General features: G+C 45.1%; 20 protein-coding genes. 7 read left to right on the forward strand and 13 right to left on the reverse strand.

Annotated features, from left to right (window positions below; genetic code table 11):
- Window positions 1–13: 13 nt before the first annotated feature.
- Both lgt and hprK read right to left on the reverse strand, forming a co-directional pair.
- Complete coding sequence (lgt, locus tag P3L57_RS17390) at window positions 14–823, reverse strand: prolipoprotein diacylglyceryl transferase (RefSeq protein ID WP_069486863.1); 810 nt, start codon at window positions 821–823, stop codon at window positions 14–16.
- 13 nt (window positions 824–836) lie between these two features.
- On the reverse strand, window positions 837–1,769 hold the full coding sequence (gene hprK, locus P3L57_RS17395; protein ID WP_044159384.1) for an HPr(Ser) kinase/phosphatase: 933 nt from the start codon (window positions 1,767–1,769) through the stop codon (window positions 837–839).
- 182 nt (window positions 1,770–1,951) lie between these two features.
- On the opposite strand from hprK, the gene nagA reads away from it, so the two are divergent.
- From nagA to P3L57_RS17410, 3 genes are read left to right on the forward strand one after another with little or no spacing between them, the layout of a single operon-like run.
- On the forward strand, window positions 1,952–3,142 hold the full coding sequence (gene nagA, locus P3L57_RS17400; RefSeq protein ID WP_069486862.1) for an N-acetylglucosamine-6-phosphate deacetylase: 1,191 nt from the start codon (window positions 1,952–1,954) through the stop codon (window positions 3,140–3,142).
- Entirely contained in the window at window positions 3,139–3,867 is a 729-nt protein-coding gene (gene nagB / locus P3L57_RS17405) for a glucosamine-6-phosphate deaminase (RefSeq protein ID WP_069486861.1), read from the forward strand. Before nagA ends, nagB begins: the two co-directional genes overlap by 4 nt.
- Before the next feature lie 13 nt (window positions 3,868–3,880).
- The gene (locus P3L57_RS17410) at window positions 3,881–4,612 is read left to right on the forward strand and encodes a GntR family transcriptional regulator (protein ID WP_044159393.1); all 732 of its coding nucleotides are present in this window, start codon (window positions 3,881–3,883) and stop codon (window positions 4,610–4,612) included.
- Window positions 4,613–4,631: 19 nt separating this feature from the next.
- On the opposite strand, the gene P3L57_RS17415 is transcribed toward P3L57_RS17410, so the two are convergent.
- The 5 genes from P3L57_RS17415 to P3L57_RS17435 all read right to left on the reverse strand — a co-directional run bounded on the left by P3L57_RS17415 (window position 4,632) and on the right by P3L57_RS17435 (window position 10,861).
- Window positions 4,632–8,507: a lamin tail domain-containing metallophosphoesterase family protein gene (locus tag P3L57_RS17415; protein WP_069486860.1), complete on the reverse strand. Its 3,876-nt coding sequence runs from the start codon at window positions 8,505–8,507 to the stop codon at window positions 4,632–4,634.
- 343 nt (window positions 8,508–8,850) lie between these two features.
- Complete coding sequence (locus P3L57_RS17420; RefSeq protein ID WP_010332033.1) at window positions 8,851–9,210, reverse strand: phage holin family protein; 360 nt, start codon at window positions 9,208–9,210, stop codon at window positions 8,851–8,853.
- Window position 9,211: 1 nt separating this feature from the next.
- A complete protein-coding gene (locus P3L57_RS17425; RefSeq protein WP_024122997.1) occupies window positions 9,212–9,409 on the reverse strand; it encodes a PspC domain-containing protein in 198 nt (65 codons plus the stop codon).
- Window positions 9,410–9,413: 4 nt separating this feature from the next.
- Window positions 9,414–10,511, reverse strand: a complete 1,098-nt coding sequence (locus P3L57_RS17430; RefSeq protein ID WP_069486859.1) for a DUF4097 family beta strand repeat-containing protein — start codon at window positions 10,509–10,511, stop codon at window positions 9,414–9,416.
- A 23-nt stretch (window positions 10,512–10,534) separates the two neighbouring features.
- On the reverse strand, window positions 10,535–10,861 hold the full coding sequence (locus P3L57_RS17435) for a hypothetical protein (RefSeq protein WP_069486858.1): 327 nt from the start codon (window positions 10,859–10,861) through the stop codon (window positions 10,535–10,537).
- Window positions 10,862–11,079: 218 nt separating this feature from the next.
- On the opposite strand from P3L57_RS17435, the gene P3L57_RS17440 reads away from it, so the two are divergent.
- Complete coding sequence (locus tag P3L57_RS17440; protein WP_024123000.1) at window positions 11,080–11,310, forward strand: hypothetical protein; 231 nt, start codon at window positions 11,080–11,082, stop codon at window positions 11,308–11,310.
- Window positions 11,311–11,353: 43 nt separating this feature from the next.
- Here P3L57_RS17440 and uvrA read toward each other — a convergent pair whose 3' ends face one another.
- The 3 genes from uvrA to P3L57_RS17455 form a co-directional block, all read right to left on the reverse strand.
- Window positions 11,354–14,227: an excinuclease ABC subunit UvrA gene (uvrA, locus tag P3L57_RS17445; protein ID WP_069486857.1), complete on the reverse strand. Its 2,874-nt coding sequence runs from the start codon at window positions 14,225–14,227 to the stop codon at window positions 11,354–11,356.
- Between the two features lie 7 nt (window positions 14,228–14,234).
- On the reverse strand, window positions 14,235–16,220 hold the full coding sequence (uvrB, locus tag P3L57_RS17450) for an excinuclease ABC subunit UvrB (protein WP_010332039.1): 1,986 nt from the start codon (window positions 16,218–16,220) through the stop codon (window positions 14,235–14,237).
- A gap of 183 nt (window positions 16,221–16,403) precedes the next feature.
- Complete coding sequence (locus tag P3L57_RS17455) at window positions 16,404–16,634, reverse strand: CsbA family protein (protein WP_003228053.1); 231 nt, start codon at window positions 16,632–16,634, stop codon at window positions 16,404–16,406.
- 625 nt (window positions 16,635–17,259) lie between these two features.
- Between P3L57_RS17455 and P3L57_RS17460 the strand changes: the two genes are divergently transcribed.
- From P3L57_RS17460 to P3L57_RS17470, 3 genes are all read left to right on the forward strand, one after another.
- Entirely contained in the window at window positions 17,260–19,755 is a 2,496-nt protein-coding gene (locus P3L57_RS17460) for a PEP/pyruvate-binding domain-containing protein (RefSeq protein WP_069486856.1), read from the forward strand.
- A gap of 76 nt (window positions 19,756–19,831) precedes the next feature.
- Complete coding sequence (locus P3L57_RS17465) at window positions 19,832–20,401, forward strand: TetR/AcrR family transcriptional regulator (RefSeq protein ID WP_069486855.1); 570 nt, start codon at window positions 19,832–19,834, stop codon at window positions 20,399–20,401.
- Between the two features lie 29 nt (window positions 20,402–20,430).
- Window positions 20,431–21,765, forward strand: a complete 1,335-nt coding sequence (locus P3L57_RS17470) for an MFS transporter (RefSeq protein WP_069486854.1) — start codon at window positions 20,431–20,433, stop codon at window positions 21,763–21,765.
- A gap of 46 nt (window positions 21,766–21,811) precedes the next feature.
- On the opposite strand, the gene minJ is transcribed toward P3L57_RS17470, so the two are convergent.
- From minJ to ctpB, 3 genes are all read right to left on the reverse strand, one after another.
- Entirely contained in the window at window positions 21,812–23,008 is a 1,197-nt protein-coding gene (gene minJ, locus P3L57_RS17475; protein WP_069486853.1) for a cell division topological determinant MinJ, read from the reverse strand.
- A 78-nt stretch (window positions 23,009–23,086) separates the two neighbouring features.
- Entirely contained in the window at window positions 23,087–23,440 is a 354-nt protein-coding gene (swrA, locus tag P3L57_RS17480; protein WP_069487009.1) for a swarming motility protein SwrAA, read from the reverse strand.
- 384 nt (window positions 23,441–23,824) lie between these two features.
- Window positions 23,825–25,267: a carboxy-terminal processing protease CtpB gene (ctpB, locus tag P3L57_RS17485; protein WP_069486852.1), complete on the reverse strand. Its 1,443-nt coding sequence runs from the start codon at window positions 25,265–25,267 to the stop codon at window positions 23,825–23,827.
- Between the last annotated feature and the right edge of the window lie 29 nt (window positions 25,268–25,296).

A 25,296-nucleotide genomic window follows, 5' to 3' on the forward strand; every position in this document is an offset into this window, starting at 1 on the left:
CCTTTGTTACCGTCTACTCTGCGTAACGCTTCGCCGAGTACCCCTTGACGCGTCTGAAGATGATGGCTGCTACAGCCAAAACAATCAATACGATTGAGATCACCTGAGCGATGCGAAGCGAACTCGTCAGCATTAAGCTGTCAGTCCGCATTCCTTCAATAAAGAGCCTTCCGATTGAATACCAAATGATATAGATTAAAAACAGCTCGCCTCTCCGCAAATTCGCCCTGCGCAAAAGCAGCAGTATAATAACGCCGACAAAGCTCCATAGTGATTCATATAAAAAAGTAGGATGATAATATTGGCCGTTGATGTACATTTGATTGATGATAAACTCAGGCAGGTGCAGGTTTTCTAAAAAGGCTCTGCTGACCGCCTCCCCGTGTGCCTCTTGATTGACAAAGTTTCCCCAGCGGCCGATCGCCTGACCGAGCAAAATGCTTGGCGCCGCGATATCCGCAAGCTTCCAGAAAGAAATGTTTTTCACTCTCGAAAAGACATAGCCTGTCAAAATGGCACCGATTAAGCCGCCGTGAATCGCGATGCCGCCCTTCCAGATTTTTATGATTTCCCCCGGATGTTCGGCATAATAATCCCATTCAAATGCAACGTAATAAATCCGTGCGCAAATAATCGCGATTGGGATCGCAAAAAGGACGAGATCGATAAAAATATCTTTCTGCAGTCCTCGTTTCTCACTTTCTCTCATGGCAATCCAAAGCCCCAGCAAAGCACCGAGGCCGATAATGATTCCGTACCAATGGACGGCTAACGGCCCCAGCTGAAACGCTATCGGATTGAGTGGTTCTATCGCTTCATTCATTTATTGCCAACTCCTATTCGTCTTGTTCACCGTCTTCAATGACATCCGCCAGCTTGTTGGTAAATTGCTCAGCGGCGTTTAAGCCCATCCGCTTCAATCTGAAGTTCATAGCAGCCACTTCAATAATGACCGCGAGATTTCGTCCCGGACGGACAGGGATCGTGAGTTTTGTAATTTCTGTATCAATGATTTTCATTGTTTCTTCTTCGAGTCCAAGACGGTCGTATTGCTTGCCCTGCTCCCAGAGTTCAAGATTCATCACAATTGTAATTCGTTTATTGCTTCTGACCGCACCGGCACCAAACAGCGTCATGACGTTAATAATGCCGAGCCCTCTAATTTCAAGCAGATGCTCAATGAGCTCAGGGGCGTTTCCGACAAGGGTATCCTGATCCTCCTGCCGAATTTCAACACAATCATCAGCAACAAGGCGGTGGCCTCTTTTCACAAGCTCCAACGCGGTTTCACTTTTTCCGACGCCGCTTTTCCCTGTGATCAGCACTCCGACGCCATATATATCTACAAGCACACCGTGAATGGCTGTGGTTGGCGCAAGTCTGCTTTCTAGGAAGTTGGTCAATCGGCTTGACAGTCTTGTCGTTTTCAAAGGCGATCTGAGGACAGGCACGCCGTTTTTCTCGGAAGCGTCAATGAGCTCCTGCGGGATGGGCATATCTCTAGACAGAATAATAGCTGGTGTTACATCCGTGCATAGAGATTCCATTCGCTGCTTTTTATCCTCTTCCGGCAGCTGTTCAAAGAAAGAGAGCTCTGTTTTCCCCAGAAGCTGTACGCGCTCCCTGGGGTAATATGTAAAATATCCGGCAATTTCAATGCCTGGTCTTGATAAATCGCTCATCGTAATCGGGCGGTTAATACCTTCTTCACCGCTGATTAATTCCAAATGAAACTGTTCCATTACATCTTTTGTCCGAACCTTTGCCACGATATGTTCCTCCTGTTCCGGGATAACCCGAGCTTGCTCAACAATAATTTCATTTTATCACTTTCGGGCTTGAACCTAAAACAGATTTTATAAAAGACTGGCAAACGTGTCAGCTGGTCTAGATCACTAGTCTGAAAAAGAGTAAAATAAACGTATTCATATTCCAGAAAGGCGGATCATTTATGGCAGATAGTCTTCTTCTCAGCGGAATCAGTATCGTGACAGAAAATGAAGTGATCAAAAACGGCTATGTCGGGGTCAAGGACGGAAAAATCAGCGCTGTCTCAACAGAACGGCCAAAAGAGCAATACTCAAAGGAAATTCAAGGCCCAAAGGATGCCGTATTGCTTCCGGGAATGATTGATATCCATATTCACGGCGGCTATGGCGCAGATACAATGGATGCGAGCTTTTCCGCGCTCGATGCCATGTCCTCAAGACTGCCTGAGGAAGGCACAACGAGTTTTTTAGCGACAACCATCACACAGGAGCACGGCCAAATTTCTCAAGCTCTGGAAAACGCGAGAGATTGGAAGTCTGCGGAGGAACCCTCTTCATTAGGTGCGGAATTGATCGGAATTCATTTGGAGGGTCCCTTTGTTTCACCTAAAAGAGCCGGAGCGCAGCCAAAGGAATGGATCAGGCCCTCAGATCTTGCGCTTTTCAAGAAGTGGCAGCTGGAGGCAGGCGGACTGATCAAAATCGTCACGTTTGCGCCGGAGGAGGATCAGCAATTCGAGCTGATCCGTTATTTAAAGGATGAGTCGATTATCGCTTCAATGGGACACACGGATGCAGACTCCGCATTACTTTTGGAAGCCTTTGAAGCAGGCGCCAGCCATATGACTCACTTATACAATGCGATGAGCCCGTTTCATCATCGTGAACCCGGAGTGATCGGAACAGCCCTTGCCCATGAGGGTTATGTCACAGAGCTTATTGCTGACGGCATCCACTCCCATCCGTTAGCGGCAAAGCTTGCTTTTTTAGCAAAAGGCAGCAGCAAGCTTATCTTGATCACCGATTCGATGCGGGCGAAAGGTCTGAAAGACGGAGTCTACGAGTTCGGCGGACAGAGTGTGACAGTAAAGGGAAAAACAGCTCTTCTTCCGGACGGGACGCTTGCCGGTTCGATTTTAAAAATGAATGAAGGCGCACGGCATATGCGCGCGTTTACGAATTGCTCTTGGACGGATATAGCAAATATAACTTCAGCAAACGCGGCCAAACAGCTTGGCATCTTTGACCGAAAAGGCAGTATAAGAGAGGGAAAAGATGCGGATCTTGTAATTGTCAGCAGTGAATGTGAGGTGCTTCTCACCGTCTGCCGCGGAAACATTGCATTTAAATCCAAGGAGGCTGATCATATATGAAAGTAATCGAATGTCAATCGTATGAGGCATTAAGCCAAAAAGCTGCCGGCATTGTGGCTGAAACAGTCAGGGAAAAGCCTGATGCCGTTCTCGGTTTAGCAACAGGCGGGACACCGGAAGGCACGTACCGCGAGCTGATCCGCCTGCACCAAACAGAGAATCTTTCTTTTCAAAACATCACCACGATTAATTTAGATGAATACGCCGGGCTTTCCGGTGATGACCCAAACAGCTATCACTGCTATATGAATGACCGTTTCTTTCAGCATATCGACAGTCAACCGAGCCGGCATTTTATTCCTGATGGAAACGCAGGTGACCTGGAAGCCGAGTGCAAACGCTACGAACAATTGATTGAATCACTTGGCGGAGCGGACATTCAGCTTCTCGGCATCGGCCGAAACGGACATATCGGCTTTAATGAACCGGGAACATCATTCCACTCCCGCACACATGTCGTGGCATTAAATGAACAAACCCGTCAGGCCAATGCCAGATATTTTCCCTCCATTGACAGTGTGCCAAAAAAAGCCGTTACAATGGGAATTCAAACGATTCTCTCAAGCAAGCAGATTCTTCTGCTTATCTCCGGCACAAGCAAAGCCGAAGCTGCCAAAAGGCTGCTGGACGGACAAGTCAGCGAGGAATTCCCTGCGTCTGCTTTGCACCTGCATCCTAACGTTTCGGTTTTGATTGATCAAGAAGCCGCGGGATTCAGGCATTGAAAGGATTTTCGCTATGAATATCGATAAACAATCTCCTATCCCGATTTATTATCAGATTATGGAGCAAGTAAAAGCCCAAATAAAGAGCGGAGAGCTGAAGCCGGATATGCCGCTTCCTTCCGAGCGGGAATATGCCGAGCAATTCGGGATCAGCCGGATGACAGTGCGCCAAGCGCTTTCTAATTTGGTCAATGAAGGTTTTCTCTATCGCCAGAAAGGCCGGGGCACCTTTGTCAGCAAGCTAAAAATGGAGCAAGCGCTCCAAGGGCTTACAAGCTTTACCGAAGATATGAAAAGCCGCGGCATGAGGCCGAGCAGCAGGCTCATCGATTATCAGCTTATCGATTCGACTGAGGAGCTGGCCGCCATACTAGGGTGCGGGCACCCGTCCCGCATCCACAAAATCACACGGGTTCGGCTGGCGAATGATATTCCTATGGCGATCGAAGCCTCACACATCCCATTTGAGCTTGCAGGTGAATTAAATCAGTCTCATTTCAAGTCGTCGATTTACGAGCATATCGAAAGGTACAACAGCACGCCGATTTCTCGCGCCAAACAAGAGCTTGAACCGAGCGCCGCAACACAGGATGAAGCAAACATACTCGGCATCCAAGAGGGGGCGCCAGTCCTGTTGATTAAACGAACAACGTATTTGCAGAACGGAACTGCTTTTGAGCATGTAAAATCTGTATACAGGGGCGACCGCTATACTTTTGTTCACTACATGGATCGGCTGTCATAAAAAAATCTCCAACCCCTTTTTAAGGATTGGAGACACGGCGAAAATCAAACTGGTCTGGCGCTGGACGATAGGTTTCTTTTTTCGTCTTGAACTTCCAGATCGGCGATTTCGTTTTTCCGTTAAAGCTGTCTTCCACAATGGTGTACCAATAATAAACAGAACTCGGCTCTAGATTCTCCCAAAGGAATTCGGCTGTTTCCCCGCTTTTCACTTTCTCGCGTTTTCCGAGCTGTTCGTTTGTATAGACATTGCATTCAAAATAATCGGTTTCTACTCTTTTCATTCTTGGCTTCAGATCAAGCTCCAGCGTAAACTCATCCTTGTTGCCGTAACTATCTGTATCATAAAAGTTTTTATCATCCAAATACGGAGAGTATGTGGATACATGCACCACATTGTTTGCCTGGTCAAACTGCATCAAACGCAAATACCCCTGGCCGCCCTCGGGCCCGCCCTGATAATCAGCAAGCATTTGATGTACGAGACGATCCGGTTTTCCGTCTCCATCATCATCCAGCTCATCTGTTTTTCTCATCGCGCTGTGATAATGTCCGCTTAACACCATCACGACATTCGGGTTCGGCTTGACAACTTTCTTGAAAATTTTCTCGCCGATCGGGCTTCTGTTTCCGCTTACGAGTAAATATTCATGAAAAGCTAAGACAGCTGTCCTGTCAGGGTGCTTCTTCAGCACTTGATTCATCCATGCGATGTCTTCGTCCGTGATGCCCCAGCCCATGTACAGCATGATATAATCATTGCCGCTGCTTGATATGAGGTCATAATGCCCGCGGTTATTTTTGTATGATTCGCCATAATGCAGTCTCTTATCGAAACGGTGGCTCCCAAAGTATTTGCCAAATGCCCTGTAGGAGCCGTCCTTGTGACCGACATCGTGGTTTCCGGCCAGCACGCCGTAAGGAACTCCGCTGTTGTCCAGGACACGCATTGATTGATCAGCGTTTCTCCACTGTCTGATATCTGCGGAATCATCTACAATATCCCCTGTATGAACCACGTATTTCGTATTCAGCTTCCTTTGGGTATTTTTGATCCATGCAGTCTGCTTATCAAAAATATGCGGATAGCTTTTTGCATAATACTGCGTGTCTGACATCCAGACAAAGGTATACATATCCTTCGCAGGAGGAATTTCATCCTGAACAATGATATTCATCTTAGATTTCCGCACATAATCGGAAGCGATGACAGACGCCTTTAGCGTGAACTGTTTGTCATCTTTGGCAACGAAGCTGTCAATCGGCTGCCACTGGCTTGTCCGGTAATTCCAAGCGTACATTGTCACTTTCCTACCCGGCAGAGAGCTTCCTCTCCAAACGGCTTCAGCTAAATCATTCTCATCAATGGACGGGTCAACCGTCACTTCAAAACGGTGATAAGGAAAAAGCTCCTTTTCTTCAGTTGATACTGTTTTTCCATCAGCTCCTGACACCCGATTCATTTCTTCATTGGTAAACGGCGTCTCGCTTTCCGGGACAAAGCTCTTCGGAGGTTCAGTCAGTGACGCATGCTTAAACATTTTCACATTATTTCTGTTTTGCGCCGTATATTGAAAGCCTCTGTAAAAAGACACATCCATCGCATCATTCGTCGGATCCTTCACCCGCACCGAAAGCTTGGCTTTATGCGTATCGGCATCGTTATTTACGATTTCCGGCTGGTCCGGATGCTCCCGCTCTGTCTTAAATGTCCGCTCAATAACCGTTTTATTGCCAGCCAAATCTGTTGCTGAGACTTTCAGCGTGTGTTTGCCCGGAGACAGCTCAGAAGTTGACGTATGATACGGGAGCGTAATGCTGTCACCATCTAAAAATGCCTCTGTTTCCTCTATTTTGCTCCATTTATCAAACATATCTGCCTGCAGAACCAGGTTTCCTTTATACGTCTGTCCGTCCGTCACATTCGGTTCGATGTGCGGCCCTGAATTATCAACCCGCACTACAAAACTCAGGTTTTCATTCCCATCGCTAACTGCAATATGATGGGCTCCTTCAGTCAGCTTCTCTGTATCCCACTTCAGCAGCTGTGACGTAAACAGTCCGTCAGGCAAATGAAATTGAAACGGCCAGCTTTTATTTGAGCGCTGATTATCCCCAATAAAAAGCTCCTTCTCGGGAGAAATACGCTCATCCCTGATCACCGTTCCATCCGATAATACCAATCGGGCATTTTTGACTAAAAAGTCATCACGGTTTTCAGCCGTATCAAACGGAGATACCTTTGAACCCGATCGTATCGTGATACGCTGCAGCTGCTTCCCTTTTTGAAGCAGCGTCTCCGGCAAAGGAACAGAGTAGGTACGGTATTTATTTGTCGTATCATCGAAGACTTTTAGCACCTTGCCGTTCATCGTTACAGCATTTTTAAAGTAAAGGTTCGTTTTTCTGGTATCGAACGCAAAATATACTTCTTTTTCCATGGCGGGCTCTGTCAGTTGTTTTTTTCCGTCAATCCACAGCTTAATGCTGTCAGTCTGCCCATCCGTAGTCGCTTTGAGAAACTGTGTCCCCGAAAGTGTATCTCTGTTTTCTATATTCATCCGCAAACCGTGCGACTTGCTTGTTTGCTTAATATCAATCATTTTGACAGGCGTCTTCGCTTCATTGATCCCGTCACCGGCTACGACGTAATACTCAAGCTGATCCTTCCCGATCAGCTCAGGTGAGTAGACAATATAATGGTACAAATGATCGTTGCGGTCTTTTTCAGCGAAAATGCGTTTGAACGGTTTGTTTTCATCTGTCCGATAATAAAAGGCGGCCGTTTTCACTAAACTGCGGTCACGTATGTCAGCCCGCAGTTCAATGCTTTCAGCCGGACGGACAGGCTTGCGGTCTGTTAAATCTTCGATAACCGGCTTTTCTTTATCAAGCTTCATTTTTCGTTTTTGCTCTGGAACCTGCGCCTGTAAAACCGAGCCTGGCGATGGATTTTTTTCTGCTATTGAAATGCTGAGCAGTTCCGCTGTTCCATCCAGCGGATATTTATAAAGCACAGACGACAGGCGGCGCAGCGCATGCTTTCGGTAGTGCGCAACTGAAATATCCTTCCCTGTATTCGTCGATATCGCAACCGCACGCGGCCGGGTATTCGCCATGCCCTCTGTTCCTTCCAGCACCAACAGATTTTCCCCTTCTCTCAAATGTGTCTGATAGTGCCGGTTAAAATCATCCGCTGTCAATTCAGGATGTCCGGCAGGCTTGAGCCAAAATACACAGGTTTCGCCAGAAGGAATGACGACCCGCTGATCAGGTCTCCAAATCAAATCGGAGTCCGGCCCTTCCTTCGGATAGCGATAGCGGATGTGATAATCTTTAAAATCAATTGTTCTGTCGGTTGTATTATATACCTCAATAAATTCATAACCGTCTGTACGCCCGGTATTTTTTGTATCAACCGCAAGCTCGGTGATCAGCAGCTCCGGGATATGGGCGAGATCAGCCTGAAATCCATCCAGCTTCAGTGTCTTCGTTTCTGACTCCACCCGCTGCTTTCCATTCGAGAACACAATGTAATACTCGAGCTCGTTATTCCAGATTGACCTCTTCGGAATTTGCGCCAAAAACTGACGGATAGCTCCGGGGGTTGGGTCCATCGGCACCATTTTATAGCCCAGTTCATTGCTTTGTTTATAAAACAAAAAGGCAGAAAACGATTGATACTCACTGTCACGCACGTGTGCCTGAATGATCAGATTGCCCTTCATTTCAGCCTTCACTTCAATTTGAGGAGGGTTTTCAAGCAAGGGTATGTAATGAGGCGTTTGGAACGGCTCCTGCTTTATGACGGGCAAGGCCCTCGCTTCATGATGGCCGCCAGACTGAACAAACAGAAAAGACAATAATAAAGAAGCTATGACTGTGTATTTTCTCATCACGACACCTCCCTTTTCACGTATTTTGCGTCTGAACAGGGAAGCTTATGAGTTTATTTTTGTGCAAAAAGAACAAAAAGACATCGGCCTCTTGAAGTTAAACCGGTTAACGATAAAATCAGAGAGACAGATTGATGGATAACAGCATTCATAATGAATGATTTCAAGCGATACAAGAGTTCGCATTAAAAAGAGATAAGCACGGTACCGCTTCCATCTCATTCACCTCTTAAAATGAGATGGATTATTGATAGACAGCACTTAAAGCTTCAACGGATCATTTTCAGTAATAACTTTTTTTCATTGAAAATATGTAAAAAAGCTGCCATTTGCATGGCAGCTTTTATTTTTTCCGAAGCGGTTCTAAAATGCCTTTTTGAATCAGCAAATGGAACACCGACAGGACAACAGATGCCAAGATGGCTGATCCGAAGCCGTCAATTTGAAAACTGTCACCCATAATGGACGCTGTCATCATCAAGGTGATGGCATTAATCACAAACAAAAAGAGACCCAGCGTCACAACTGTGACAGGCAGCGTAAAGATAATCAAGAGCGGTTTAATCAGCACGTTTAAGATTGATAAAATAAGGCTGGCAATAATCGCTGCCCCGATGCTGCTGATATGAATGGAATCAATGTAACCGTCAATGACGATTAATAATAAAGCATTTACTAAAATGCTGACTGCCCATTTGACCATGTTACTTCATATCCCTTTCTGACGGAACAATAAAAATCCAAATGATATATATGAGCAGAACAGGAATAACGCTTGTCATAACGGCTAAAATGACGGTTATCACTCTGAGGAGTGACGCATCCCAGTTGAAATACTCCGCCAGGCCGCCGATGACGCCGGCCATTTTCCTGTTTTTTTCTGAACGATATAATCTATTCATTCGATCACCTCTGTGTATACTTTAATTTGATGGCACCAGTTAATGATTCGGAGAAAACGGCGATGTTTTGATCATGTGCTTGATTAGAAGTGAACATCATTTCTTTTTGAATGGTATCATTTTTTTCTTTCAGCATGTCAACATCTATTAATTCGTGGGACAGCGAGCCGAGATTGCTTTTCAGTTCAGCCTTCACCGCAAGATCATCCGGAATCGACAGCTCCACATTTCCAGTCGTCGTTTTTGTGTAAATCGAGCGGCAGTCTGATTCTGTTACAGTAATCGCGATATTTCCGTTAAAGCTTTGAACATCAATGGATTCGCTTTTTCCGCGCAGATCAATCAGCCCGTTAATGGTTTCCGCTTCTATCGTGCCGCAATTGTGATTGGCTAGCTTAATTTGGCCGTTCGCCGTTTCTGCCGAAGCTTTTGCAGCCGTCAAATTCGAGAACGACAGCACGCCATTTGTCGTTTTCGCCGAGAACTCTTTTACATGTAAATGTTCCCCTCTGATCGGTCCGTTAAACAGCTTCACCCGAATCTTATCATACTCCTTCTGAGGAATATACAATGTGATATTGGTTTTCATCGTTTTCTTTTCTGTACGGATAAAAAACTTATTTCCTTTGATTTCACATTCAATATGCTGAAGAAAAGCGTCTCTTGCTGCTTCTTGGCTGTCAGTGCGATATACCTTCGCCTGACATTCCGCTCTGATATCCTCGTCTTCCCACGGAACAATATTTACGCTGCCGTTTGCGATCTGGAGCTCTACACTGGAAAACTCAGTATCCTTAAATTGAAAAATATGCTGTACGTCAAACGAGTGCCCGAAGTTTAAATCAAGATCAACTTCTTTCACCTTTTTCACAGCAGAATCAATCCAGTCGAACAGCTTCGCCCCTAAAGACGGCTTGTTGCCATCTTTTTTGGCCGCTGTGAATGGCTCATCCTCTTCATGAACGTTAACTGACAGAGCCGTGATTTTTTCTTCTTTTTCCTTATAGTCGCTGTCGAGCTTTTCAATCAGCGTCAGTGCTTCCTGTGCCGTCAGCTTTCCTTCCTCCACAAGCTTGAGGATTCGTTCCTTTTCCTGCTTCATTCGATCTCCTCCCTATGATCTACTTATGCTGCACGCAGCACCTTAATGCCCTGAATGACGTTCCAAATAATAATGCCAATCACAACTAAGAAATATACGATTGCGCCGCCAATCATCACAAATACAGGCATCACACTGTCCCCATCTATGGCAATAGCCCCGCCAAGAAAAGCGATAAATAAGACCAGCCAGCCGACAAAAGGAACAATATGAGAAAGCAGAGAACGTATCGCGTGACGTTTTGTCTCTTTCTCATCAACAACAAAATAAGCGACAATCGGCACAATGACCGGCGCGATAAAGACGCTGAAATAACAAAGTGATGCAATTATGGCTTGGTTACGGTTCAATTTATTCAACTCCCATCGTGAATCATCCGTGATTATAAGTCAGGACGTTTTACTTAGATAGATATACGTATAAAACCTCCAGAGGTTTCAAAATCATCCTTTAGACATGCTTCCATTTACGGAAATTGGATTTTAAAAAGTTTTAGAAGTAGAATCTTTCAGCCGTACCGATTACAATATGTAAAAAGCTTACGGCAATCAAGGAGGCTGGACAAGCAATGGAGAAAGATCCCAGTGACTATACAGTAACACAAGAATCCGTTTTAAAACTGATTCATGAACAAAAAAGAATGAACCGTGAAATGTTAGCCGAGCTTGAACAGATTCACGGGCCTCTTCCCATCTCTCATGACATTCAATATATAAAAGTTCTTCTGGACAGCAGCAGCACTCATATTGTTCAAGATTTAATGAATGTGAGCCGGCAGCTGTATAAGAAGACGTTTTAATAAATACTGCAAAGAAAAGTGAAAACCCTCTGAAAAGAGGGTTTTAAGATGTTGCAGTTTCTTTCGCTTCCAAGAGTGACTTCATGCGTTTTTTGTCACGCTCCATAACAGGCTTCAAATAACGCCCTGTATACGACTCTTCCACTTCAGTGATTTCCTCCGGTGTTCCCGACGCGACAATGGTGCCGCCTCCGGCTCCGCCTTCGGGCCCCAGATCAACAATATAATCAGCCGTCTTGATGATATCAAGATTATGCTCAATGACAAGCACTGTATCTCCATTATCAACCAACCGCTGAAGCACGACTAGAAGTCTGGCGATATCGTCGACGTGCAGACCTGTTGTCGGTTCATCTAAAATGTACAGCGTGCGCCCGGTTGAGCGTTTATGCAGTTCAGATGCAAGTTTTACCCGCTGCGCTTCACCGCCCGACAAAGTAGTCGCCGGCTGGCCGAGCGTAATATAACCAAGACCAACATCGTACAGGGTTTGGAGCTTGCGCTTAATTTTCGGGATATTTTCAAAGAAAGAAAGAGCATCTTCGACCGTCATATCAAGCACATCAGAAATGCTTTTTCCTTTGTATGTCACTTCAAGTGTTTCCCGATTGTAGCGTTTGCCGTGGCACACTTCACATGGCACGTATACGTCAGGAAGAAAGTGCATTTCAATTTTTATAATCCCGTCACCGCGGCAGGCCTCACATCGGCCGCCCTTCACGTTAAAACTGAAACGGCCTTTTTTATAGCCGCGGACTTTCGCTTCATTTGTCTGTGCGAACACATCGCGAATATCATCAAAAACACCGGTGTATGTCGCAGGATTTGACCGCGGCGTTCTTCCGATCGGCGCCTGATCAATATCAATGACTTTGTCTAAATGTTCGAGGCCTTTGATTTCTTTGTGGCTGCCTGGCTTCGCTTTTGCTTTATGGAGCTTTTGCGCTAATGCCTTGTGAAGTATTTCATTGACGAGGGTGCTTTTCCCCGATCCTGAAACGCCCGTAACCGCTGTAAACGTCCCTAGCGGAAACTTGGCATTTGCCTTTTTCAGATTATTTTCTGAAGCGCCTTTAATCTCAATATAGCGGCCGTCCGGTTTTCTTCTTTCGGGAGGCAGCGGGATAAATTTCTTCCCTGATAAGTAGCTGCCTGTTAACGAATCTTGATCTGCCATGACTTCTTCCGGAGTTCCCGCGGAAATAACTTGTCCTCCGTGGATGCCGGCACCCGGGCCGATATCAATTAAATAATCGGCTGCCATCATCGTATCCTCATCATGTTCTACGACGATCAGTGTGTTCCCCAGGTCTCTCATGTTTTTCAGCGCGCTGATTAAACGGTCGTTATCACGCTGGTGCAGACCAATTGATGGCTCATCTAAAATATAAAGCACACCGGATAACCGCGAACCGATTTGAGTGGCCAGCCTGATCCGCTGCGCCTCTCCCCCGGACAATGTTCCCGCTGCCCGGCTCAGTGTCAGATAATCAAGTCCGACTTTATCCAGAAAGCTTAAACGCTCCACAATTTCCCGCAAAATCAGATCGGCAATCTTCATATCCTTTTCAGAAAGCGTAAGGTCTTTGAAGAAATCAAGGGCATTTCCGACAGACAGCTCGGTAATTTTTCCGATGTGACCTCCGTCGACCAGTACCGCAAGCGCCTCTTTCTTTAACCGATAACCTTTACAAGTCGGACAAGCCTTTTGGGACATATATTGCTCCATCTGCTCACGGATGAAATCCGAGCCTGTCTCCTTGTAGCGCCTTTCAATGTTGCGCAATACGCCTTCAAATTGGATTTCACCTTCGCGTATTTGCCCGAAATCATTTTCGTAACGGAAATAAATCAGGTCATCTCCGCTTCCATAAAGGACTTTATCCAGCTGATGCTTCGGCAGATCCTTTACCGGCACATCCATATCAATACCGTAATGGGTGCAGACCGCTTCAAGAAGCTGCGGATAATATTGTGAGCTGATCGGCGTCCAAGGGGCAATTGCATTCTCTTTCAATGACAAATCTTGATTGGGAATGACAAGATCTGCATCAACTTCGAGCTTCATACCTAGACCGTCACACGTTGGACACGCTCCGAATGGGCTGTTGAATGAAAAAAGCCGCGGCTCAAGTTCACCGATTGAAAATCCGCAATGCGGACAGGCATGATGCTCACTGAACATCAGCTCTTCCTCACCGATTACATCAATCATAACACGCCCTTCACCTAATCGAAGCGCTGTCTCCAATGAATCCGACAGACGGGCTGCTACGCCTTCTTTTACCACAATCCGGTCAATGACAACCTCGATTGAATGCTTCTTATTCTTTTCTAATTCGATCTCATCAGAAAGCTCGGCCATCTCGCCGTCAATTCTGACTCTGACATAGCCTTGTTTTCTGATCTGCTCAAGCACCTTTACATGAGCGCCTTTTCTGCCGGACACAATCGGCGCCAGCACCTGAAGCTTCGTCCGCTCCGGATATTCCAAAATCCTGTCCACCATCTGCTCAATGGTCTGTGACGTGATTTCAATTCCGTGCTCCGGGCAATGCGGCTTCCCTACTCTCGCATACAAAAGACGCAGATAATCATAAATTTCCGTTACCGTACCGACAGTAGATCTCGGGTTTCGACTCGTTGTTTTCTGGTCAATGCTGATGGCAGGAGAAAGCCCTTCAATCGCATCCACATCAGGCTTATCCATTTGCCCTAAAAACTGGCGGGCATAGGCGGATAACGACTCAACATATCGTCTCTGCCCTTCTGCATATATGGTATCAAAGGCAAGGGAGGATTTCCCTGAACCAGACAGGCCCGTGACAACGACAAGCTGATCTCTCGGAATGGTCACATCAATATTTTTCAGGTTGTGCGCCCTTGCTCCCTTCACCTCAATCCGATCCATAGCCATTCTTTCATCATCCTTCCGCTTTTAACTCTAAAAGTAAATCGCGAAGCTCCGCGGCTCTTTCAAAATCAAGCGCCTTGGCGGCTTCCTTCATTTCGTGCTCCATTTGTTCGACGACTTTTTGACGCTCTTTCTTCGTCATTTTCGACAGCTTCGGCGCAGCTTTTGTTTTATACTCCGCTTTGTCCTCAGCAGCCACAGTCGCACGAATCACGTCACGAATTTCTTTATTAATCGTTTGCGGCGTAATGCCGTGTTCTTCGTTAAACCGCTCCTGCTGCTCGCGCCGGCGTTTCGTTTCATTAATGGCAATTTCCATAGACTTCGTCATTTTATCGGCGTACATGATGACACGGCCTTCCGCGTTCCTCGCCGCCCGTCCGATCGTCTGAATAAGCGAACGCTCCGAACGCAGGAAGCCTTCCTTATCCGCATCCAAAATCGCAACCAGGGATACTTCCGGAATATCAAGCCCCTCTCTCAGGAGGTTAATGCCAATGAGCACATCATGTTTGCCGAGACGCAAATCACGGATAATTTCGATCCGTTCAAGCGTCTTAATTTCTGAATGCAGATAATTAACTTTGATGCCGATTTCTTTTAAATAATCGGTCAGGTCCTCTGACATCTTCTTCGTCAAAGTCGTCACAAGCACCCGTTCATTCCGTTCAACTCTCGCATGAATTTCACCGATTAAATCATCAATCTGCCCTTCAATCGGCCGCACGTCAATAAGCGGGTCAAGAAGCCCTGTCGGACGGATGATCTGCTCTATCATTTCATCTGTATGCTCAATCTCATATGGCCCTGGTGTTGCTGACACATAGACGATATTGTGCATATGCTTTTCAAATTCTTCAAACCGGAGCGGGCGGTTATCAAGCGCTGACGGAAGACGGAATCCGTGATCCACAAGCACCTGCTTTCTCGCCTGGTCTCCGTTAAACATGCCGCGCACCTGAGGAATCGTCACGTGCGACTCATCCACCACAATCATAAAATCGTCAGGAAAATAATCGAGAAGCGTATACGGCGTTGAACCCGGCGGGCGAAGCGTCAAATGTCTTGAATAGTTCTCAATGCCGGAGCAGAAGCCCATTTCCCGCATCATTTCAAGATCATATCTCGTCCGCTGCTCTAAGCGCTGCGCTTCCAGAAGCTTGCCGTTTTCATGCATGACCTTTAGCTGCTCCTCAAGCTCCTTCTCGATATTTTGAATCGCTTTTTCCATTTTTTCGGCCCGCGTAACGAAGTGGGATGCCGGGAAAATCGCAATATGTTCACGGTCGCCTAAAATTTCTCCGGTCAAGGCATCCACTTCCCTGATCCGTTCGATTTCATCTCCGAAAAACTCGACTCTTACACAGTGTTCATCACGGGATGCCGGGAAAATTTCCACTACATCTCCGCGCACACGAAACGTACCGCGCTGAAAATCAATATCGTTGCGGGCATATTGAATGTCAACAAGCTTTCTAAGCAGCTCGTTGCGCTCAATTTCCATTTCAGGACGCAATGAAACAACCATTTCACGGTATTCTTCAGGCGAACCGAGACCGTAAATACAAGACACACTTGCAATGATAATTACATCTCTCCGTTCAAACAGAGACGATGTAGCGGAGTGTCTGAGTTTATCAATCTCATCATTAATGCTGGCATCTTTCTCTATAAATGTATCCGTTTGAGGCACATACGCCTCCGGCTGATAATAATCATAGTAGCTGACAAAATACTCGACAGCGTTGTTCGGAAAAAATTCCTTAAACTCGCTGTAAAGCTGTCCGGCAAGGGTTTTGTTATGGGCAATGACGAGTGTCGGCTTATTGACTTCTTTAATCAAATTGGACACCGTAAATGTTTTGCCCGTTCCTGTTGCACCCAGCAGAGTCTGGTGCTTCTTGCCCTCCTGAATGCCTTTGACAAGCTTTTCAATGGCTTTCGGCTGATCTCCCTGGGGCTGGTATTTTGAGACTAACTCAAAGCGATCTTTCACAAATAAGCCTCCGTTTCTTTAACGAAATCTTCCTATAGATATAGTAACACAATGGAAAGCAAAATCACCAAAAATACGAACTAAAGTTCGGTGGTTTTTTATTTCCAGCTATTTTCATGTATAAAAAACCTGCTTTTAAAACGTAAAAGCAGGAATTCATCTTTATATTTCATTATGTCCGGTTTATTCTTCTTTTTTCTCAGCAGCTTTTTTGGCCATGTAAAGTCCGCCCGCCACAAGAGAGACAACATCTAATCCCACAATAAAATACGTTTCTGTATAGCCTTTTAAATAAGAAGCAAACAGCAATGCAGCTGTAAGAGCGATCGCCACGTAATGGTTAAAGGTCACTCTCGTAAATAGGACAACAAGCATAAAAGGGAAAAATAATGCAAAAACGGCTTTTGTAATCACAAAAACCCTCCTCAGGGATTCTTCATCTGATTTGATTATAGTAAAAAATGAAGAATCGGACAATCGTGCAATGGTTCCCTCTTTATACACCATACCCTTTTTCAGTTCAATTCAATCATCGTGCCCTGCCGCAAAACTCTCTTCTTATAGATAGACAGATGCCTCGTCCAATTTTTTCAAGACCCAAATCCTATTCAACCCGGACAGAATAAATGTTCATCATAAAATAATAGATCACCGGCAGGCAAAATAGACGGCATCAAATATAAAGAGAAATTGATTTTAGTGCGGCTGAATAAGAGCTGAAACTGTACTGATTGTCAAATTAACAGGAAGATAGGTATTAAGTCTCGTTTAACGAAGAAAGCTTGGCCAACAGCGATCTGAAAGCTCAGTGAAACGATTTGCGAATACGAAAAAATAAGCAAACAGACCCGCTTCATTTTTATTTTTCATGATCATCTAACTAACTTAAATATTCATTTTATTTAGGGCTTTTTGCGTTTGACAGCATTTTCCTTTAAACCTACAATTGAGTGATAGTGTTCACTATCATTTTTTTGAACATTGGCTCCCAAAAATAAAAGATAGAGAGAAAAATACTAAGGAAAGAGGGGTTTTAAACATGTACTCTGTGTTATTTCGCCAAGCTGAAGAATCCAGTCAGCTGGCTGGAGCAAAAGGCATGAATCTCATTAAACTGACCAAACACGGACTTCCTGTTCCAGATGGGTTTATCATTCAAACGAACGCTCTCGCCCGTTTTATGGAGGATAATCAGCTTCATGATTCAAGCGAAAATATCGAAAATGCCATTATTGCCGGAACATTTTCAGATGAGCTAAAGAACGAGCTGACGAACTCCTTTTACGAGCTGAGAGAATCATATCGTTCCGTGGCCGTCCGCTCTTCATCAGCCTCAGAAGATTTAGAGGGCGCTTCATTCGCCGGTCAATATGAAACCTATTTAAATATAAAAACAGAAGAAGAATTTCTGGCTAAGGTGAAAGAATGCTGGGCCTCCTTTTTCTCAGGCAGGGTCAGCCGCTATAAGAAGAAAATGAACAATCAAATCGCTGAGCCGTTAATGGGTGTTGTGGTGCAGGGCCTGATCAATTCAGAAATATCGGGTGTGATTTTCAGCCAAAATCCCGTTACCCATGATGATAAAGAGTTATTAATCAGCGCCAGCTACGGCCTGGGAGAAGCTGTCGTATCAGGAAGCGTCACTCCTGACACGTATATCGTTCATAAAGCTTCATTTCAGATTCAGAAAGAAATGGGTTTAAAAGAGATCTACATGGAGTCCGCAGCAGAAGGCATTGCCGAAAAAGAAACGAGCGAAGACATGCGCAGCCGTTTTTGCCTTACAGATGAACAGGTAATTGAGCTGACTGAAATCACCAAAAAAACCGAAGCCCTATACGGATATCCTGTTGATTTAGAATTCGGCATCGCCAATCATAAACTGTACCTTCTGCAGGCACGGCCAATTACCACCATTGAACAGGATAAAAAAGCGGCTGAGGAAGAACGGAACTTCATGATCACCGACGAGGATATGGATGATTTTTGGCTCAATATGGAGTCCAACATCGAAGGTCCGGTCAGTCCGCTATTTTCATCTTTTATTGTGCCCGCACTTGAATACGGCTTAAAGAAAAGTATGCAGCAGTTCCCGATCGGTGTCATCGTCGATGAAGTAAAAGTGTATCGTGGACATATTTATTCAAAAAATCAAGGCGAACAACAACTGCCTCCTGAGGACAGTGCCGAAGAGCTTTTTCCGATATTGTCCGAGCGCATGTACGATATCATTCATAATACGTACCTTCCGTTTTACCGGACATTGGACCAACTCGCACAAACGGAACACACTCCGGAAAGTGCGCTGGATGCCTTTAAAAAACTGAAGGCCTTTTATCTCACGGCCTATGAGGAACACTTCAATATCGTTTTCCCGCAAATTCTTCTGACGAACAAACTGCAAGCTATGTATCAAAACATTCAGGGTGAAACTGAAAACTCACATTTCTATGAGATGCTAACAGGAGTCATGAACAAATCGCTGGAAACAGACCGCCGCCTATGGCAATTCTCCGTTGAAGCACGAGAAAATCCGAATCTGACAGCCATTTTTGAGCATACCGAGCCGCAGCAGCTGCAGAAGACATTAGAACAAATCGACGAGGGCAGATGTTTCCTGCAAAAAGTCAATGCATTTTTACAGGAATACGGATGGCGATCTGTAAAAAGCCACGATCTGATTGAACAGACTTGGACAGAGAATCCATATTACGCATTGACTCATATCCAAAACTACGTCCGCAATGGCTATCATTTTGACAACGAATTTAAGAAGACCATTGAAAAACGGGAGAAGTTGTACAATGAATTCTTGCAAAGCATTGAGGATTCCGCTTTGCAGAAAGAATTTGAACGTTATTATCAATGGACGCTGAATTCGTCCAATATTAAGGATGATCATCATTTTTACATTGATGCTATGCTGGATGCCAAGGCGAGGGTCTTTTTGCTGAAGGTAGGAGAATTGCTGGCCAAAAGCGGTGTGATCCGAGATCGAGAAGACCTTTGGTTCTTATATGATGACGAGGTGGAAAACGCGCTCCTTCATCCCGTATCCCTTCAAGAGAAGGCTGAAAAACGGAGACAAATCTTTCATGAGTATGAGCTGGCACAGGCGCCTGCATATCTCGGTACACCGACAAAAGCGCAACTGAAAGCGGCTGAAGAAATTGTCGGTGCTGTCATAGAAGATGAAAAAAACACGGAGAATGATATTTTCGGAATTGCAGCATCAAGCGGTATCGCAACAGGGCCGGTTAAATTGATTCGGGATGCCAGTGAGTTTTCTCGATTCGCGCCTGGAGACATCCTGGTTTGCAAAATGACGACACCGCTATGGACCAGCCTGTTTCAAGATGCCAAAGCCATTATTACAGATACAGGAGGAATCTTGTCTCACGCAGCGATAATCGCACGGGAATACGGCATTCCCGCTGTTCTCGGCACACGTGCAGCGACAGAAAGGCTTCGAGATGGAGACATCGTCACTGTAGACGGAAACAGCGGCAAAATCACAGTTGTCAGCCGGTCCTGATGCGCCCACCCTCTTTATTATACAAGCGGGGCAGGTGTATACTTGTCCTGCCAGTATATTCGTGAGGTGAAATGTATTGAGACCGACAAACCGCAGAATCCTTGACGCTACCATGCAGCTGCTCGTCAAAAAAGGATATCGTGCAACGACGACAAAAGAAATTGCAGAAAAAGCAAACGTAAGTGAAGCGACGATTTTCAGGAATTTTAAAAACAAACAGGGGCTTGTCGAGGCTCTGCTTTCTCAGCATTCTGCAAATCGAAATCGCATCTTTGAGCAAACAGAGGGAGATTTGTATAAAGACCTGCTGCATATCGGAACCTGTCTGCTGGAAGAGCTTGAACAAAGAAAAGATATAATTAAAATCAGCTTTCGTGAACCGGCCATGTTTCAGGATGTCATCGACCATGTGACTGAATATCCCCAATCTATGAAACAGCTTTTAGTTGATTATCTCACAAGCATGGGTAAGAAAGGGGCTATCCAGACAGGAGATGAATCGGAACATGCCGATGTATTTATTTCGATGATTTTTGGTTACTTTGTACACCGTCTTCATTTAGGAGACAGAGTGATTTCAATGCCCCAGGAAAAAATGCTGGAGCATAGTACAGCTGTATTCGTCAAAGGAATTACTGCCCGTTAGCTCCTTGGCAAAACAAAAGGAGGATCCCAATGAGCTCAAAAAAAGAATGGGCGCTGATCGTCTCACTTTTATTGGGGGCCATCCTGGTTCCCATTAACTCAACGATGATCGCAGTCGCGCTTTCATCTATATCACATACGTATAACGAATCCATCGCAAGCATCACTTGGGTGGTTACCGTTTATTTAATCGTCATGGCCGTCACACAGCCAATAGCCGGAAAACTCGGTGACATGTACGGCAACAAAACCATGTATTTATGGGGCGTCGGCCTGTTTCTGATTGCTTCATTAGGCTGCGCTCTATCGCCGAGCCTGTTTTTGTTAATTGTATTTCGGGCTTTGCAGGCTGTCGGCGGGGCACTGCTCACGCCAAACAGCATTGCCATTATCCGGCACGTTGTATCAGAGAAACGCCTTCCGAAAGTATTTGGCTATTTCGGGCTCGGCGCGGGTCTGGGCGCCGCTCTCGGGCCGTTTATCGGCTCTCTTTTGATTGACAGCTTCAGCTGGCATTCGATTTTTTGGGTCAACATCCCGTTTCTCGCCATTGCTTTATTTACAGCATTGACCATGTTTCCTCAATATAAAGAAAACAAATCAGAGGCGCCGCTGGATATCATCGGCTCTCTCTTGCTGGCAGGCAGCATCGTTTCGATTATCCTGCTGACGAAAAATGAGTCTTCATGGGGCTATGCATTATACAGCATATTGATACTGCTTTTTGTCCCGCTTTTTTTCAGACGGGAAAAACGCACACAGCATCCAATCATTGATTTTGCGCTATTTAAAAGCTCAACCTTTACAAATGCCAATCTATCCGTCTTGTTAAGCAATCTAATGATGTATGCCGTCTTATTGATCATGCCGTTATTCATGACAAACCAGTTTGGGCTTAATACATCTAACAGCGGTATGGCGCTTTCCGTCTTTTCGATATTTATGTCGGCGAGCAATTGGGCAGGCGCTCAGCTCCATCATAAATGGGGGGCGAAAAAAATCATATTTCTCTCATTTGCGATGATGGCCGGAGCCAATTTGTTATTTTTGCTCTTGAGCAACTCCCATTCCGTTTTCTTCCTGATGATCTCTCTTATTCTCGGAGGGCTTGCATCCGGAGTCGGACTGACCAGCATGCAGGTGTCATCCCTTGCCACAGTAGAGCCCGCGATGTCCGGAGTGGCTTCCGGCATTTTCTCGACCTTCCGTTATTTCGGAAGCATTATTTCGTCAGCCTTAATTGGCCTGATTTCTGGGTATCACACGTTATTTATTATTCTCTTCGCAGTATCCATCATTGGTGTTTTTGTTTCGTTAGGCATCAAATCTGACGAAACGGCACACATGGAACAAAATTCAGCGTAAAACAAAACAGCCCGGCGCCACACAAAATGTGGTACCGGGCTGTTTTTTATGATCCAGGCAAAGCGGCTGCCTCATCTTCACGGTCATCCTTTACGAACAGAATGCCCAATTCATGATGTTCTCCCTCATAAGACGCACGCTGATCAAAGCGAATCTCCCCGTTCAGACCGATAATTTCAAGCTTCACATACGCACGGTTGCGCTGGAGCGCTTCATAAAAATCAGATACGTGCTTAACGGGCACGCCGTTGACTTTCGTAATAATTTCTCCGATTTTTAATTCCAAGTCTTCAGCCGGTGTATTTGGTATAATGCCAAGCACCATTAAGCCTTGATCACGCTTGGAGAAATAAAACGGTGCTGCATTGTCGTTTACCCTTTGCTTCACGGACAGAAAAATACGTCCTAATACAGCCGCACAGGCAGCTGCACCCGCAAGCGGCGTCCACAGCAAACTCGCTGCACCGAGAGCGGAGACAATAAGCCCGAGAATACAGACTCGCTTCGCTGTGATTCTTATACTGGTTTCAGGAAGGGAACCCTGCACCCTTTGGCCGAATCCGACAAAGTAAGGGATCCACAGAAAATGGAATGACCCTCCGGGAACAGAAAACACAGGCCACCAGCTGAGGTGTGATTCTAATCCATTGCCAGGTACAAGAATAAACAACGGCAAAAGCCATATACGGTTTGCAAGCTGCTGACCAATCGGCAAACCGCGGCTGCTGACGACCAATCCCGGTGATGTTTTCACATGGGCAGAACGATATGCAACCGCTCCTTCAGCGATAACCAATAACCCCAAAAACACCGCCAGAGCCGGCCACACGACCGCATAGCCTTGCGGAAACCGATCCAGAAAAGGTTCAGCCTGATTCACTTGCAGTCCAAAACCTATCAGCATACTCACACTGACGATATATGCAGCAGACATCCAGTTTGCGCGAAGAGTGAACGCTGCCGCTGCAGTCATAACGGCAATAATCGCAAGCATACCGAGAGGAATAGAAATTCCGAGTACCCCCAAAACAATAGACAAAAGGATACCGGGAATTAACCCTTTTGTATATGTAAATTTCAGTTCATCATAAATGTCTGCTATTCTTGTATGAAAGGTTTTTCGCTCACGTTTGATCCTCACATATCCGAAAGCCAGACTTACAATGACAAAAAACCAGAATAGCGGGTGCAAAAAGAACAGGCCCGCACTTTTTAACAGTTCAAATCCCCATTGAACAGACACTATCTTTCACCGCCTCAAGCCAAACATGTTACTCATATTCTATCAAATATTAAATGGCTTGGATATCCTCAGGAGGGTTTATCTCTCTTGCGTCATCCAGAGCGTGACATTCGATAGTGAAAAATCCTTTAAATAATGGTTTACATCAACGTCCAAAAACCCGCTGATCAGGTGCATCGACCTCTTTATATCTGTCAGATTGATTCCTAATCGTTTATGGTTTTTCATTAAGTAATTAAAATAATGCTTGGCACATTCTTCATTAATGTCATTGACCGATTCAACATTTGTGTAATTCACTAGGTACCTGCTAAACAGCATAAGAAGACTTAGTGCTTTTGTAGCTGAAAATGTTACGTCTTGTGTTCTGTCTTTTAATTGTTCCACTAATTCATAATATTTTTTTTCACGCACAATACTTGCCCTCTTCAATTGTGAACCCCCATTTTCTTTGTACAGATAAGCACGGGCCAGTATAAGCAGCAGTACTGGAGTGCTAACAAGCATTCTCGCTAACGTTTCTCTTTTAAATACCTGTAGTTCAGCTGCCATAAACCTGATTACTGTTCTTTTTAGAACCTTCTTATATTGTATGAAGTAAACAACGACTAGGCAACTTGCAAAAGTTTCATTTTAAATGCATATTTTCTCGTTAGAAAGTCTCTCTCTTATATTGATATCGGGTAATCTCGGTCCTTTATAAATGTTTATTTGTGAAAAATTTTTTAATATCTTGTCAAAAACTCAATTTTTATGTGACTTATGGTTTATTTATTCATTAAGCACAAAGAAACAGGAGATGGAACACCATCTCCTTTAATTGACAAATAATGATTTAAGCGCCGTTTGAAGCTGCAAATCATTTTTTTCATCTGATTTTTTCATTTCAATTAAATGATTTATTTTCTCCGCGGTGCGATTGTCAATCACACCCGTTTTTGCGAGCTTGTTTTGATCCTGAAAGGCCAAAATCGCTTTTTTCATTTCTTTGCTGAAATAGCCGTCTTCCCGACCCGGATCAAAACTGAGTCCTTTCAGCAAAACCTGTGCATGTTTCACATCTTCATTGTTCATATCAGCTTTAAGAGGCTCTTTTAGCTGCAATGGACCTGCGGAGAAATAATCAGGCTGCTTTATCGCAATGGTCGGCTTAACACCCTTCTTATGAATCCAGTTCCCGTTTGGCGTCAGCCACTTGTAAAGCGTCAGTTTAATATTGCTGCCGTCTCCCATCGGTACAGCTTGTTGAACAGTTCCCTTTCCGAATGACGTGTCACCTACAACATCATAATGCCCCGCTTCTTTTAATGCGCCTGCAAGAATTTCGGAGGCAGAGGCGCTCCCCTTATCTGTGATGACATTGACAGGGTATGTTTTTTTATGGGTCAATGTTGAAAAATAACGTTTTCTATCTCCATTGCGTTCAGCAATCTGAATGTACGGCTGATCCTTTGTAATGAAATGCTTAAGAATCTCTTCAACACTTTGAAGATATCCTCCCGGGTTTCCTCGAACATCCAGCACGAGGCCTTCAATTCCTTTTTTCTCGAGCTTGCCCAATGCTTTTGCAAAATCCTCCGCAGTATGCTCAGAAAAAGTAGAAATGGCGATATACCCGACAGAATGTCCCTGCACTTTTTTCTCTGAAGCAAACACCGTTTCAAGCGGAATCTCAGCTCTCTTAATGCGGAATGACAATTGCTTCTTCGTCCCAGGCCGCTGAATCTTTATTGACACGCTGGAACCTTTCTTTCCTCTTATTTTTAAGACAGCGTCATTTAAATCCTTGCCCGCCATCGATTCTCCATCAATACTGATGATTTCATCATTCGGCTTCAGCCCGGCTTTTTCCGCAGGAGATTGTTTAAATGGCGACACAATAATGATTTTGCCTTCTTTCACTCCAACCTCAGCCCCGATGCCTTCGAAAGAGGAATCAAGAGAATCAGAAAATTGCTTTGCCGTCTGCTTGTCCATATAGACGGAATAAGGATCGTTTAATGTAGACAGCATCCCTTGAATGGCTCCTTCAAGCAGCTTTTCTCTATCAACCTTTTCTACATATTCATTTGAAATCAATTCATATGCTTTTTCAATTTTATCCATAGCTGCAGCCCGATCAGAGTCAGCTTGAGCCGTTGCGGCAACAGCTGCGGCTTCGGGCTTTTCGGCTTCCAGCAGGTTCATTCCCGCATATACGCCGGCGCCTCCGAACAGCATGCTCCCCGCCGCTATTACAGCGATTATTTTTTGATTCATCCTTTACTCCTCCTGTATGCCAGACTGTC

Source organism: Bacillus sp. B28 (genome assembly GCF_029536185.1).
GTDB lineage: Bacteria > Bacillota > Bacilli > Bacillales > Bacillaceae > Bacillus > Bacillus halotolerans.

Excerpts from the sequence above, each read along its gene's own strand:
- lgt (WP_069486863.1), bottom strand. The coding sequence starts at position 823 with ATGAATGAAGCGATAGAACCACTCAATCCGATAGCGTTTCAGCTGGGG.
- nagA (WP_069486862.1), top strand. The coding sequence starts at position 1,952 with ATGGCAGATAGTCTTCTTCTCAGCGGAATCAGTATCGTGACAGAAAAT.
- nagB (WP_069486861.1), top strand. The coding sequence starts at position 3,139 with ATGAAAGTAATCGAATGTCAATCGTATGAGGCATTAAGCCAAAAAGCT.
- P3L57_RS17410 (WP_044159393.1), top strand. The coding sequence starts at position 3,881 with ATGAATATCGATAAACAATCTCCTATCCCGATTTATTATCAGATTATG.
- P3L57_RS17415 (WP_069486860.1), bottom strand. The coding sequence starts at position 8,507 with ATGAGAAAATACACAGTCATAGCTTCTTTATTATTGTCTTTTCTGTTT.
- P3L57_RS17420 (WP_010332033.1), bottom strand. The coding sequence starts at position 9,210 with ATGGTCAAATGGGCAGTCAGCATTTTAGTAAATGCTTTATTATTAATC.
- P3L57_RS17425 (WP_024122997.1), bottom strand. The coding sequence starts at position 9,409 with ATGAATAGATTATATCGTTCAGAAAAAAACAGGAAAATGGCCGGCGTC.
- P3L57_RS17430 (WP_069486859.1), bottom strand. The coding sequence starts at position 10,511 with ATGAAGCAGGAAAAGGAACGAATCCTCAAGCTTGTGGAGGAAGGAAAG.
- P3L57_RS17440 (WP_024123000.1), top strand. The coding sequence starts at position 11,080 with ATGGAGAAAGATCCCAGTGACTATACAGTAACACAAGAATCCGTTTTA.
- uvrA (WP_069486857.1), bottom strand. The coding sequence starts at position 14,227 with ATGGCTATGGATCGGATTGAGGTGAAGGGAGCAAGGGCGCACAACCTG.
- P3L57_RS17460 (WP_069486856.1), top strand. The coding sequence starts at position 17,260 with ATGTACTCTGTGTTATTTCGCCAAGCTGAAGAATCCAGTCAGCTGGCT.
- P3L57_RS17470 (WP_069486854.1), top strand. The coding sequence starts at position 20,431 with ATGAGCTCAAAAAAAGAATGGGCGCTGATCGTCTCACTTTTATTGGGG.
- ctpB (WP_069486852.1), bottom strand. The coding sequence starts at position 25,267 with ATGAATCAAAAAATAATCGCTGTAATAGCGGCGGGGAGCATGCTGTTC.